General features: G+C 68.9%; 12 protein-coding genes. 7 read left to right on the plus strand and 5 right to left on the minus strand.

Annotated elements, in window-relative coordinates; all coding sequences use genetic code 11:
• The first annotated feature begins 130 nt into the window (after window positions 1–130).
• Entirely contained in the window at window positions 131–781 is a 651-nt protein-coding gene (locus tag NKT36_RS00490) for a hypothetical protein (protein WP_327051991.1), read from the plus strand.
• 335 nt (window positions 782–1,116) lie between these two features.
• On the opposite strand, the gene NKT36_RS00495 is transcribed toward NKT36_RS00490, so the two are convergent.
• Window positions 1,117–2,412 (minus strand): O-acetylhomoserine aminocarboxypropyltransferase/cysteine synthase family protein, encoded by a 1,296-nt coding sequence (locus NKT36_RS00495; RefSeq protein ID WP_327051992.1) that lies wholly within the window; start codon window positions 2,410–2,412, stop codon window positions 1,117–1,119.
• Between the two features lie 216 nt (window positions 2,413–2,628).
• On the opposite strand from NKT36_RS00495, the gene NKT36_RS00500 reads away from it, so the two are divergent.
• Complete coding sequence (locus NKT36_RS00500) at window positions 2,629–3,231, plus strand: hypothetical protein (protein ID WP_327051993.1); 603 nt, start codon at window positions 2,629–2,631, stop codon at window positions 3,229–3,231.
• A 103-nt stretch (window positions 3,232–3,334) separates the two neighbouring features.
• Here NKT36_RS00500 and NKT36_RS00505 read toward each other — a convergent pair whose 3' ends face one another.
• Window positions 3,335–4,582 (minus strand): hypothetical protein, encoded by a 1,248-nt coding sequence (locus tag NKT36_RS00505; RefSeq protein WP_407652222.1) that lies wholly within the window; start codon window positions 4,580–4,582, stop codon window positions 3,335–3,337.
• A gap of 185 nt (window positions 4,583–4,767) precedes the next feature.
• Between NKT36_RS00505 and NKT36_RS00510 the strand changes: the two genes are divergently transcribed.
• The 4 genes from NKT36_RS00510 to NKT36_RS00525 all read left to right on the plus strand — a co-directional run bounded on the left by NKT36_RS00510 (window position 4,768) and on the right by NKT36_RS00525 (window position 9,206).
• Window positions 4,768–5,769 carry a Cdc6/Cdc18 family protein gene (locus NKT36_RS00510; RefSeq protein ID WP_327051995.1) on the plus strand — a complete coding sequence of 334 codons (1,002 nt, stop codon included), beginning with the start codon at window positions 4,768–4,770 and terminating at the stop codon, window positions 5,767–5,769.
• A 369-nt stretch (window positions 5,770–6,138) separates the two neighbouring features.
• Window positions 6,139–6,816 carry a hypothetical protein gene (locus tag NKT36_RS00515; protein ID WP_327051996.1) on the plus strand — a complete coding sequence of 226 codons (678 nt, stop codon included), beginning with the start codon at window positions 6,139–6,141 and terminating at the stop codon, window positions 6,814–6,816.
• Window positions 6,803–7,093 carry a hypothetical protein gene (locus tag NKT36_RS00520; RefSeq protein WP_327051997.1) on the plus strand — a complete coding sequence of 97 codons (291 nt, stop codon included), beginning with the start codon at window positions 6,803–6,805 and terminating at the stop codon, window positions 7,091–7,093. Before NKT36_RS00515 ends, NKT36_RS00520 begins: the two co-directional genes overlap by 14 nt.
• A 1-nt stretch (window position 7,094) precedes the next feature.
• Window positions 7,095–9,206 carry a type B DNA-directed DNA polymerase gene (locus tag NKT36_RS00525; RefSeq protein WP_327051998.1) on the plus strand — a complete coding sequence of 704 codons (2,112 nt, stop codon included), beginning with the start codon at window positions 7,095–7,097 and terminating at the stop codon, window positions 9,204–9,206.
• Window positions 9,207–9,257: 51 nt separating this feature from the next.
• Here the strand turns inward: NKT36_RS00525 and NKT36_RS00530 are convergent, their stop codons facing one another.
• Window positions 9,258–10,091: a universal stress protein gene (locus NKT36_RS00530; RefSeq protein WP_327051999.1), complete on the minus strand. Its 834-nt coding sequence runs from the start codon at window positions 10,089–10,091 to the stop codon at window positions 9,258–9,260.
• Between the two features lie 63 nt (window positions 10,092–10,154).
• Window positions 10,155–10,493 carry a hypothetical protein gene (locus NKT36_RS00535; RefSeq protein WP_327052000.1) on the minus strand — a complete coding sequence of 113 codons (339 nt, stop codon included), beginning with the start codon at window positions 10,491–10,493 and terminating at the stop codon, window positions 10,155–10,157.
• Window positions 10,494–11,391: 898 nt separating this feature from the next.
• Between NKT36_RS00535 and NKT36_RS00540 the strand changes: the two genes are divergently transcribed.
• Window positions 11,392–11,616, plus strand: coding sequence for a hypothetical protein (locus NKT36_RS00540; RefSeq protein ID WP_327052001.1), 225 nt, complete (start codon window positions 11,392–11,394; stop codon window positions 11,614–11,616).
• A gap of 109 nt (window positions 11,617–11,725) precedes the next feature.
• On the opposite strand, the gene NKT36_RS00545 is transcribed toward NKT36_RS00540, so the two are convergent.
• The gene (locus NKT36_RS00545; RefSeq protein ID WP_327052002.1) at window positions 11,726–12,118 is read right to left on the minus strand and encodes a DUF5518 domain-containing protein; all 393 of its coding nucleotides are present in this window, start codon (window positions 12,116–12,118) and stop codon (window positions 11,726–11,728) included.
• Between the last annotated feature and the right edge of the window lie 10 nt (window positions 12,119–12,128).

A 12,128-nucleotide genomic window follows, 5' to 3' on the forward strand; every position in this document is an offset into this window, starting at 1 on the left:
CCGCGACGGTTTCCAGACTCCGGAATCGAGTCGGTAGAGGGATACGAATCCGTAACGGGTTGGTCCCTGTATTGAAAATATCGTCGAGAATTCAACCATAATTTAAGTGTGGTGTATCCGACCAGAGACCATGAGCCAGTACAGACACGTCATGTACATCTCGGGGTCTCACATCGAGCAGGTCTTTCACGAACGGTACGAGGGAGGCATTCCGATCGGGACCAGGTCAGGTGGCGGAGTCCCGCCGGAGACCGAGGGGAAACTCGGTGCGCTCGTCGGCAGTCTGCGGGAACACTTCGCCAGCGACGTCGACAGGGACGGCATCAAGGAGATCAACTTCGACGACGAACTGTTCCAGACGAAGCGGGTGATAAATGACGTCCTCGACGACGAAGGTATCCCGAGCGTCGCCGACCTCCACGGCAGCAACGGGAACTGGGAGGGGATGTACCGGTTCTCCTCGGAGGTGCTGCTGCAGCCCTACGACGGCAGGTTCGAGGACGGCAAGAAGTTCATCACCGTGACGGGCATCGAGGACGACGTGAAGTTCCAGGGCGTCACCTCCCTCGACAACTGGTCGTCGCGGACCAACGTGCTGAACGCGCTGGGGACAGACGGCACGTATCCGTTCGAGGGCGTGCTGACGCCCGTCGAGGAGGAGTCCAACGGCATCGAGCAGGAGGAGTACAGCGTGCAGTTCCTGTTCATCCGTGCGCCGGACAAGGCGGCCCAGCGGCGATGGAGCGAACGGCAACAGCTCAAGAAGGAGCTGTACCAGTAGCGACGGACGCGTCCGGAACCGCCTCTCGCCGGCGTGTCGCACAGCTTGCTCGGAGGAGAGGCCACGTGCGTACGTGTTGCCGGACGGTCTCGGCGGAAGCGCGCGTCAGGCGTCGGACCCGTACCGTCACTCCATTCCAGCGCCCCGGATTCTGCCGACGAGAAAGCATTTACCGGGCGAGCCGAGATGGTGACTCGATGACAGGTCCCCCACCTTCCACCCGTCGACGGGTCCTCCGGGTCACGGGTGTCGGCGCGCAGGAACGCGGCAGTTGGCGTGTAACTGGCTCCCCCTGACAGCGAGTAAGATATTTCTCGTCCGACGATAGGAGGGGTCTACGTCGCGGCGTCGATGGCGGCCGCCAGGTCGGCGACGATGTCGCCGGGGTCCTCGATGCCCACCGAGAGGCGGACGAGGTCGTCGGTCACGCCGGACGCTTCGCGCTCGGCCTTGGTGAGCTGCTGGTGGGTGGTGCTGGCCGGGTGGATGACGAGCGTCTTGGCGTCGCCGACGTTGGCGAGCAGGCTTGCGAGGTCCGTCGATTCCACGGTCTTCTGGGCGGCGTCGTAGCCGCCCGCCAGGCCGAAGGTTATCATCCCGCCGTAGCCGCCGTCGAGGTACTCGCTGGCGTTGTCGTGGGTCGGGTGGGAGTCGAGGCCGGGGTAGTTCACCCACGCGACGTCGTCGTGGTCGTCGAGGAACTCGGCGACGACCATCGCGTTCTCGCAGTGGCGGTCCATCCGGAGCGGCAGCGTCTCCAGCCCCTGGAGGGTCTGCCAGGCGTCGAAGGGAGCCTGCTGGTTGCCCAGGTCGCGCAGGCCGCGGGCGATGGCGGCGTACGTGAACGCGGCGTCGCCGAACGTCTCCGCGAAGTTGACGCCGTGGTACGCCGGGTTGTCCCGGGCGAGCTCGGGGTACTCGTCGGCGTGCTCGGCCCACGGGAAGCTGCCGCCGTCGACGACCACGCCGCCGACGGTCGTGCCGGACCCGTGGAGCCACTTCGTCGTCGAGTTCCACACGAGGTCGGCGCCGTGCTCCAGCGGCCGGCAGAGGTAGGGCGTCGCGAACGTGTTGTCGACCAGCAGCGGCGCGCCGTTGTCGTGGGCGATGTCGGCGACGCGCCGGATGTCCGGCGTGTCGAGCGCCGGGTTCCCGATGGTCTCGAGGTGGACGAAGGCGGTGTCCTCGTCGATGGCGTCCGCGTACCCCTCGTAGTCGAGCGCGTCCACGAACCGGGTTGAGACGCCGCGCCGTTCGACGGTGTGGGTGAGGTAGGTGTAGGTGCCGCCGTACAGCGACGACGAGGAGACGACGTTGTCGCCCGCCGACGCGAGCAGGAAGGTGGTGAGGTCGAACGCGGCCATCCCGGAGCCGGTCACGGCGGCGCCGACGCCGCCCTCCAGGGTGGCGAGCCGCTCCTGGAGCGTCTCCAGCGTCGGGTTCATCAGCCGGGAGTAGATGTACCCCGGCTCCTCCAGCGCGAACTGCGCTGCGGCGTCGTCGGCGTCCTCGAAGACGTACGACGAGGTCTGGTAGAGCGGCGGCGCCCGGGACCCGGTCGCGGGGTCTGGCTCCTGGCCGGCGTGTAGCGAGTCGGTCGCGAACGAACGGTCGTCGGTGTCGTCGCTCATACCACCCCGAACACACGTGGGGGTAATAGGACACGCGTGTGAGGAGAAGCTTGCCGGGGTCGATGACACCGGCGAGTGGTACGGCGTTGGACGTTCGTATCGCTACCTGGGCGCTTCCACGTCGTTCGTATCAGCTGGATTTCATAAGAAAGCAGACTTAAATTTATGCATCGATAACGATACACTTATCAGTCGGCGCGGTCGATGGCTCCGTCGATGTCCGCATCTTCGAACACGACCACCTCCTCGTTCCCGGTCGCGAGCGGAACCCTCGCGGGTGTCGGCGCGTACCTGGTCGGCTACCTCGCGACGTACCTCTGGAAGGCCCAGGCGGTCACGGAGACGCTCCGACCGCTCAACACCGTCGCCGAGTTCTTCGGCTCCGACCCGGTCCCGGCCTGGAAGGTCGTCGGCTGGCTCTACTACGGCGGTCACTTCGTCGACTCGAAACTCCAGTTCGGCCCCGCTGGACCGCGGTTCGTCGACCTCGTCCAGAGCGGGGAGGGGACCCTCGAACTCCTGTACCTGCTCCCGCCCGTCCTGCTGTTCGTCGCCGGCGCCGCCGTGGCCGTCCGACACGCCGCCGCCTCCGCGCAAGACGCGGCGATGAAGAGCGGCGTCGCCGTAACGGGTGGCTACCTGTTGTGCGCGCTCGTCGGAGCGCTCGCGTTCCAGATCGACGGCAGCGGCCCGGAGTTCGTCCCCGCGATACTCCTCGTCGGCGTGGTGTATCCGCTCGCGTTCGCCTCGTTCGGAGGCGTGGTCGGCCAACTGCTGCGACGCCGTCGGACGTCGGGGACGACCCCTGCGGCAGAGTAGTTCGAGGGAATCGACGGTCACTCCCCGTCCGAATCGCTGCCGCACCCGCTGTTCGTGGCCGTTCGGTCCTTGTGATGCCGGGAGCCAGCGGTCGGCCCCGGAATCAGACGACCGACTCGCGGAGCGCCCACGTGTCGGCCGTCGGGTCCAGGTTCGAGGGCCCGGCCCCGCGCGTCGTCAGGATACCGGCGTGGTACAGCATCGCCTTGAGCTGGAAGACGGTCGGCGAGTGGTAGACGACCCCCTCTTCGAGCGCCGCCCGCTGTAACTCGCCGTCGGCGTCCAGGACGCGTCCGCGGACGTTCTCGTCGCCGCGGACGAACAGTTCCACGGTGAACGACGGGTGGAGCTCGTGGAGGTACTCGACGACCTCCACGAGCGTCGGTTCGGGGATGCCGTCCTCGTGCATGCGCTGGAGTTCCTCGACGAGCAGCTGCGTCGCCGGGTAGTCGTAGACGACGCGGCGGGTGAGCAGCCCCCACTTCGGCGCGAGGTCGCAGAACCGCTTTCGCGACCGCTTCCAGTCGTCGAACGTGCGGAGCGCTGCGTCGACGCTGCCATACTCGCGGCGGGCGAAGCGGACGACCTCCCGCCCCAGCGGCGTCAGCCGCTCCCGCGTCGGACCGACGTCGACGAGGTCGAGGAACGCGGCGCCGGCGCGGGCGTCGTCTGTCGCGGCGACGACGTACTCGCACAGTACGGACGCGGTGTCGTCCGGGTGGTAGAGCGCCAGCGGGTACGCCAGGTAGTTCTTGGGGTGGTTCAGGCCGAAGGACTTGTTCGCGACGCCCTGTGCGCTCGCCTGGAAGCGGATCGACCGCGCCTCGTCGGCCGTCCGGTTGCCGACCACGCGGGGAACCTCCAGCGACTCGACCGATCCGCCTGCGTCGACGCCCAGGACGCCGACGTTCAGTTCACGGGCGAGCGCCCGATTCGACTGCGATATCGCCCGTGCAGGGGCGGCGACGTAGGCGGCGTTCGCCTCGTGGAGGCGGTCGTGGGCCTGGACGATGCCGCGCTCGACGTCGACGGTGCCGCTCCCGGTGTAGCCCTTGGCCTCGACGACGACGAGCGGTGGGCTGTCGCCGAACCGCTCGACGGCGAGGAGGTCGGAGTCCAGGTTCCGCACGCCGACGAGGTCCGGGTAGCCGGAGCCGATCTGGACGTGGTTGAACGGCGCGAGCGTCTGCGTGACCGCCGCGTCGATCTCCGCTTCGGCGACCCAGCTGGTTCGCGCGAACTGCGTGTCGACCACCGCGTACGCGTCGGTCGCGTCGGCGTCGGGGAAGAGCCGCCGCTTGGTGTGCGCGAGGACGTGCGGTTCGGTCAACTGGCGCGTCGCGCTCACGATACCGGAACGTCCCACCGCTCGGACATGAATATTCGGGTCCGACCGCCACCGGACGACGCGACCGCGGGTGCGACGGATTGCGCCCTTGCGTTCGTCTCCGACCGCCCCGTCGCGAGCGGTATCGGAACTATCGGAACGCACCCGCTTCCGTTTAATACCCGGGCGATGATACTACCGGACGAACGATGATACGCGATGCTCGCGTGCTCCAGCCGCAGTTCATCCCCGAGGAGGTCGAGCATCGCAACCCCGAGGTGAACCGGCTCTCGGACACGCTGAAGCCCATCATGGCCGGACGGCCCGGCGAGACGTCGCTGCTGCTCGGGCCGTCCGGCGCGGGCAAGACCTGCATCGCGAAGTACACCCTGGAACGGCTGCGGGAGAACGTCCTCGACATCAACACGCAGTACGTCAACTGCTGGCAGGACTACACGCGCTTCCAGGTGCTCTACCGGCTGCTCGACGCCGTCGACCGGACCGTCGACGTCCACCGGCGGTCGACGCCGAAGGACGAGCTGCTGGACCGCCTCCGGGAGTACGACGGCCCGCAGTTCGTCGTCATCCTCGACGAGGTCGACCAGCTGGAGGACAAAAGCGTCCTCTACGACCTCTACCGGATGCCCTCGATCACGACGGTCCTCATCGCCAACCGCGAGCAGGAGCTGTTCTCCCAGCTCGACGACCGGCTGACGAGCCGGCTACAGACCTGCGTCCGCATCGCCTTCGACAAGTATCCCCTCGAGGAACTCGTCTCCATCCTCGGCGCGCGGGCGCGCTGGGGGCTGGCCGAGGACGCCATCGACGAGCAGGAGCTGGCGCTCATCGCGGACGCCGCCGCGGGCGACGCCCGGGTCGCCATCAGCATCCTCCGGAACGCCGCCCGGCGGGCCGACCAGGACGGCCGCGACCGCATCACGACGGACGTCGTCCGCGAGGCCGTCCCGGAAGGCCGCGACGAGGTCCGCCAGAAGACGGTCGAACAGCTCACGCCGCACCAGCGCGCGCTCTACGACATCCTCCAGGACGAGGGCGAACTCTCCCCCGGCGAGCTGTACGACCGCTACGCCGAGCGGGTCGACGACCCGAAGACGCGACGGACGGTCCGCAACTATCTCTCGAAGATGGACCACTACCGGCTCGTGGTCGCCGAGGGGAAGAACCGCGCGCGGACGTATCGTCCGCGGTAGCGTCGACGTCCTCGTCGTCGTGACGACCGACTCCCGTCGCTTTCTTCGGAACGGAGGTTGCCGGAGACTGACGAGTGCAATGGTTGCCGAAGTCGGCGAGTACGGGGATACGTGGTGAGCGCCGTTCCCAGCAGAGTGACGCTTCCGGCAGCGTGACAGTTCCGGTGGATACCGCGGCTACTCCGGGCGCAACCACTGTCGGACACGGAATCGGCAACGTTTCGCGACGCGGTCGCCCGGCGGTCGACGCACCGCAGTCGCCGTGTTTCACGAGAATCGTGGAACTCGTTCCGGACGTTCACCGGTTTCGGAACCTCCGGAAACGACACGGTCTCGCCTATGTGGTCGCCGCCAGTACGTTCAGGTGGTATGATAGAACGGCATCGAAGTCCACGCGTCCCCCGTCTCGACCCGGGGGTCACGCTGCTCGAGGTCGACGACCGCGCGACGGGCGCGCTGCACTCGCTCGTCCTCGACCACCTCCTCGTCGACGACGGGACGGCGGTCTGGGTCGACGCCCGCGACGAGGGCACGACCCGCCCGCTCGCCCGCATCGCACCGAACCTTCGCCTCCTCGAACGCGTCGCCATCGCCCGCGCGTTCACGCCGTGGCAGCACCAGGCGCTCCTGCGGGACCTCGACGACGCGTTCCCGGCGGAGGCGTCGCTCGTCGTCGCACCGGCGTTCGACTGGTGCTACCGCTCGGACGACCTCGCCGAGAGCGAGGCCGAACGGCTCTGTTCCGCTGCGACGTCGCTCGTGGCGGACGTGGCCGAGCGCGAGGGGGTGCCGGTCGTCCTGACGCGCACCGCCGGGACGCCGTTCGCGGCCGAACTGCTGGACGTCGTCGACGACGTCGTCCGCTGTGAGATCACGGCGTTCGGGCCGCGGTTCGCGGGTGACGACTTCGAGACGCTCGTCTACCCGCACGGCGACGGCACCGTGCAGACGACGCTCGCCTACTGGCGGCAGGTGCTCGCGACCCGGCATCCGGCGGCCGCGACCGCGACGACGCCAACGGAGGTGTCGGCCGGTGGGGCGAACTGACCCGACGTATCGCGACGTGCTCTCGGCGATGGAGTCGCGGTGGTCGGACTACCGGCGGGCGCTCCGCCGCGGCGACCGGGCGGCGTTCGACCGCCTGTTCGAGCACGCCCGCGCGCACGCCGACGCGGCCGGCGTCCAGAACCACCAGCGCGTCGAGGTGACCGTGCTCGTGTCGGTCGCGCTCGAACAGCAGAAGCGCCTCGACGACCTCGAGGAGCGCGTCGACCACCTCGAAGACGACCTCAACGCCGAGGACGACCCCAACGCCGACCGCTGACATGGTGTTCAAGATAGACTACCGCGGCGGCGACGTCCTCCGGTGGTCGCTCGCCGACGACGGTGCCGAGTACGCGGTCGACGACGCCTACGCGCCGACCATCTACGTCTCTGCGCACGGCGACGGTGACCTCGACACCGCCCGGCGGACGCTCCGCGAGCACCCTGCCGTCGAACGGGTTCGGGTCGTCGAGGAGCGCGTGTCGTTCCGCCACGACCCCGAACCGGTGCTCCAGGTCGACGTCGCCGACCTCGACGCGGTGACGACCGTCGCGCGTACGGTGCGCGACTGGGGCAGCCCCGGCGAGTACCGCTGCTACAACGTCGACCTCTCGCGGGAGTTCCGCTACTGCCTGGAGGAGGGGCTGACGCCGACGCCCGACCGCGACCTGGACACCCTCGACGTCGCGGTCCCGGAGACGGAACTCGCGAGCGAGACGGTGACGGAGCTCTCGGTGGGCGACCGCACGGTGTCGGGCGGGGGCGGTGCCGTGCTCGAAGCGCTGGCCGGGCGACTCGACCGTGCGGACCCGGACGTGCTCGTCGTCAACACCGCTGACCTGGTGCCCGAGCTCGCCCGGCAGGCCGAACGGTTCGACGTCGACCTGCAGTTCGGGCGACTCCCGGGCTGGGAACGGCTCGCCGGCGAGTCGACGTACGAGAGCTACGGGCGCGTCGGCCACTCGCCCGCCCGCTACGACGTTCCCGGACGCGTCGTCGTCGACCGGTCGAACACGTTCATGTGGAACCAGACGAACCTCGACGGCTGCCTCGACCTCGTCGAACGCTCGGGGAAGCCGCTGCAGGAGCTGTCGTGGTCGTCCATCGGCACCATCCTGACCGCCATCCAGGTGCGGGAGGCCCGCCGCCGCGGCGTGCTCGTGCCGTGGCGGTCCTGGCGCCACGAGCAGTTCAAGACGATGCGCCAGCTCCGGGACGCCGACCGCGGCGGCGTCACGTTCGCGCCGGACGTCGGCCTGCACGAGGACGTCCACGAACTCGACTTCTCGTCGCTGTACCCCAACGTCATCGTCACGCGCAACGTGAGCCCGGAGACGACGCGCTGTTCGTGCCACGCCGACCGCGGGGACGTCCCGGAGCTGGGGTACGGCATCTGCGACGAGCGGGGATACCTCCCGGACGTCCTCGAACCGCTCGTCGCGGACCGCGACGCCATCAAGACCGAACTGCAGGACACCGAGGACCCCGACCGCCGCGCCGAACTCGAGGGGCGGTCGAACGCCATCAAGTGGATCCTCGTCTCCTGCTTCGGCTACCAGGGCTTCTCGAACGCGAAGTTCGGTCGCATCGAGTGCCACGAGGCGATCAACGCGTTCGCGCGGGAGATACTCCTGGAGACCAAGTCGATGCTGGAGGACGCCGGCTGGCGCGTCGTCCACGGCATCGTCGACAGCGTCTGGGTGACGCCGATGGACGGCGCCGAGCAGACGTCGCTCGACGCGCTGACCGACCGCATCTCCGAGCGCGTCGACGTCCGCCTCGAACGCGAGGCCCGCTACGACTGGGTCGCGTTCGTCCCGCTGCGCGACTCCGAGGCCGGCGCGCTGACGAAGTACTTCGGGAAGGTCGCGGACGAGGCGGCGGACGAGGTGGAGTACAGGTACCGCGGCGTCGAGTGCCGCCAGCGCAGCACGCCGCCGTTCGTCGCGGACGCCCAGCGCGCGCTCGTCGCGGCGCTCGACGCACACCGGGAGCCGGAACCGGTCTGCGCGGAACTGCGGTCGTGGCTCGACCGTCTCCGGCGCGGTGCGGTCGACCCGGCCGACCTCGTCGTCACGCGGCGCGTGTCGAAGCCGCGCGAGGAGTACGACCAGGCGACCCGGAGCGTGGCGGCGCTCGACCGCGCGGCCGACCTCGGCCTGACGCGCGCGCCGGGTCAGGACGTCTCGTTCGTCGTCGTCGACGACGACAAGCGGTCCCGCGACCGGGTACGGCTGGCGGTCGAGGAGCCGACGACGTACGACGCCGATTTCTACCGCGAGCGCCTGCTCCGGGCCGCCGCGAGCGTGCTGTCGCCGCTGGGCTGGCGGCGGGACCGCATCGAGCGGTTCCTCGCCGACCACGAGGAACAGAGCCTGCAGTCGTTCGCGTGACGACCCGACCGGGATGGCTTTCCGGACGGTCGTCCGCCTGCCGCCCGGAATCTACCGGACGACGGTGACGGGTGCCGGCGACCGCCGCGCCACGGTCTCGGCGACGCTCCCCAGGAGCACCCGCGTCACGCCGGTGCGGCCGTGGCTTCCCATCACGACGTGGTCGACGTCGTGGTCGTCGACGTACTCCAGGATGGTGCGGGCGGGGACGTTCGGGTCGGACCCGACGGCCGTCGCGGTCCGTATCTCGACGCCGTACTCGTCGGCGAGTTCGCGCTCCTCGTCGAACAGCTCCTCGTTCTCCGCCTCGATCTCCTCGTACTCGGCCTCGGTGTGGACGAGCTGTCCGTCGCCGTAGTGGGTCTCCAGCGGGTCGATAGCGTGGAGGACGGTTATCTCCACGTCCGGGTACGTCGAGAGGGCGTACCCCAGCGCGTCGCGGGCCTGCGGCGAGCCGTCCGTCGCGACGAGGAGGTGCTGCTCGCCGGTCCGCTGATGGGGACGGACGAGCGTGACGGGGACCGGCGCCCGCCGCAGGACGGCCTCCGCGACGCTCCCCAGGAGGATGCGCGAGGCTCGCTCGCGGCCGTGGCTCCCCAGGACCACCTCGTCGATCTCGTCGCGCTCGCTGTACGCGACGATCTCGCGCTTCGGGTGACCGACGCGGACGGCGGTCGTCGGCTCGACGCCGTGCTCGTCGGCGAGGTCGGACAGGCCGTCGAAGATGCGGTCTGGATGCAGTTCGTCTTCGCCGTAGCTGGTGAACCGCGGGTCGACGACGTGTAGCAGGACGACGTCCCCGTCCGGGTGCGCCGTCAGGGCGTGTTCGAGCGCGTCGTAGGACAGCGGCGACCCGTCCGTCGGAACCAGGACTCCCCGTGCCATGCACGTCCGTTGCACGCCGCTCACGAAAGCCCTGGCGGCGGAACTGGTGAACGAAGGCGACGGTCAGGCGTGGTCGATGGTCTCGAGCACGCGCTGGGAGAACTCGACCTCCGAGAGGTCACCGGCTTCCAGCGCCCGGAGCCAGTCCGCCTCGGCGTGCCAGTCGCCGACGAGGTCGTCGTCGAGGTCGGTCACGGTGCCGCGGATGGCGACCGGCGACTCCGCCAGGTCGCGGACGACGTTGATGACGCGGCCGACCTCGCGGTGAGGGACCGCGCCGGTCTGGCCGGCGGTGACCGACTCGTACGTGATCGCCAGACTGTCCACCTCGACGTCGAGCGACGTGACGTAGACCCCGTGGCTCATCAGTCGCGCCTCGAGCTGGTCGGCGTCGATGTCCATGGTTCGTCCAGCGTCGCCCGGCGGTTTAGGGGTTGTGTGACGCTCCTGCTCTAGCTATTTCGTGTTCCAGCGCGTCACGGGCACGACCAGTTGCCGTACGGTGACGTGCACGGCAACTGGTCGAAGACGTGACGACGGCTCGACAGTACGAGAAGCGGTTGCAGGCGGCGGCAAGGGTGGGCACAGGCGCGTGTTCGACCCCGACGCGCCGGCGGGCTGGACACGTTCGGGTTGACGGCTTGCGGCGGTGTCGTTCGTCCTGGCCACGCTCACCACCAAAGTATCTATCACCCCACGAGCCAAATATTTAAATATAGAAAGTTGTGTGATAAAATCTGTCCCTTTATCTACCAGTTTCCCATAGCTACTTCTCCGACGCTCGGATTCCCGTGACCGGAGCCGACTACGGACGGCCCACATGCGTATCGGCGTGACTAGCGGCGGCTATCGGTACCGCGTGGCAGACAACCAGCGGCGCACGGCACCGGTCACCGACGACGAGGCACCTGGGCGACCGCGACTGATGAGTCGGACCGCCAGTCGATTCCCACGACTTTCCACACGTGTCGGATGGTCAAACACGAGACGACGGCGCATCACTCACGGAATCGCTCTCCGACCCGGAATCCCTGCGCGACCGGGCGAACGTCGAGTTCGTCGAGGAGGAGTTCGTCCTCGGCCGGGAGGAGTACGAGGAGGTCCGCGAACGCGTGGCGACACCTGGACCAGCCACGCCGTCGTCGGCATCGTCGACCACGACGGGGCGACCCTGCTTGCGAACGATGGTTCGCACGGCTGGACCCCGCCGGCCTTCTCCGTTGAGGCCGGCGACGGCTACGCGACCGCCGTCCAGGACGGGGTCGAGGAACTGACCGGCGTCGCCGTCGACCTCGACCGCGTGGAACGTGCGCGACGCGTCGACTACCGTCTTGAAGACGGCGAACCGGTCGCGACGCTGTACCAGGTCGTCTTCCGGGCCGCTCCCGTGGCCCGGGAGGACGTGACGGGCGGAGTCGGCGGCGGAGTGGGCGACCCGGACGTCGAGTGGTTCGACGACGTGCCGGAGACGGACGTCGAGGAAGGTAGTGTTGCCGAGGACGACGTCCGACTGTTCGTCGACTGACGGGCGACCTGACCCCGACGCACGGCTCGTCGCGGGTCGGTTGCACGAAAATCGAACGGTTCTGCGGTTCGCTACCCGGAAGATTGCAGCGCGAGGTGGTCCACGGTGGTCAGCGCACCTCGGCACCGGTGGGTTCGCGGGTCGCCATGCGGCGGTCCTTCGCCCACCCGCCGACGGCGCCGGCGACGGCACCGGGGATGGCCTGGAAGAGCAGGACGGTCAGGCCGAGCACGAGACCGGCGGTGGCGGGAACCAGTCCGGCGAACAGGGTGCCGAGCACGACGCCCACGACGAGCAGGACGAGCGCGCCGATGACGGTGGCGAGTCCGCCGTGGACGGCGCCGCGTCCCACGCCGGCGACCATGTACCCGGCGGTGAGGCCGCCGATGAGGCCGGGGAGCGACTGGACCCACGCCATCGCGGGCGCGAGCCAGGCCGCGAGTATTCCGAGGACGAACGCCACGACGAACCCGGTAAGGACGGCTCTCCAGTTGATGTCCATGGGAATATGT

This window comes from Halomicrococcus gelatinilyticus (assembly GCA_024227995.1).
Taxonomy (GTDB): Archaea; Halobacteriota; Halobacteria; order Halobacteriales; family Haladaptataceae; genus Halomicrococcus; species Halomicrococcus gelatinilyticus.

Coding starts and splice junctions, on each gene's coding strand:
- NKT36_RS00490 (WP_327051991.1), top strand. CDS start 131: ATGAGCCAGTACAGACACGTCATGTACATCTCGGGGTCTCACATCGAG.
- NKT36_RS00495 (WP_327051992.1), bottom strand. CDS start 2,412: ATGAGCGACGACACCGACGACCGTTCGTTCGCGACCGACTCGCTACAC.
- NKT36_RS00500 (WP_327051993.1), top strand. CDS start 2,629: ATGTCCGCATCTTCGAACACGACCACCTCCTCGTTCCCGGTCGCGAGC.
- NKT36_RS00510 (WP_327051995.1), top strand. CDS start 4,768: ATGATACGCGATGCTCGCGTGCTCCAGCCGCAGTTCATCCCCGAGGAG.
- NKT36_RS00515 (WP_327051996.1), top strand. CDS start 6,139: ATGATAGAACGGCATCGAAGTCCACGCGTCCCCCGTCTCGACCCGGGG.
- NKT36_RS00525 (WP_327051998.1), top strand. CDS start 7,095: ATGGTGTTCAAGATAGACTACCGCGGCGGCGACGTCCTCCGGTGGTCG.
- NKT36_RS00530 (WP_327051999.1), bottom strand. CDS start 10,091: ATGGCACGGGGAGTCCTGGTTCCGACGGACGGGTCGCCGCTGTCCTAC.
- NKT36_RS00535 (WP_327052000.1), bottom strand. CDS start 10,493: ATGGACATCGACGCCGACCAGCTCGAGGCGCGACTGATGAGCCACGGG.
- NKT36_RS00545 (WP_327052002.1), bottom strand. CDS start 12,118: ATGGACATCAACTGGAGAGCCGTCCTTACCGGGTTCGTCGTGGCGTTC.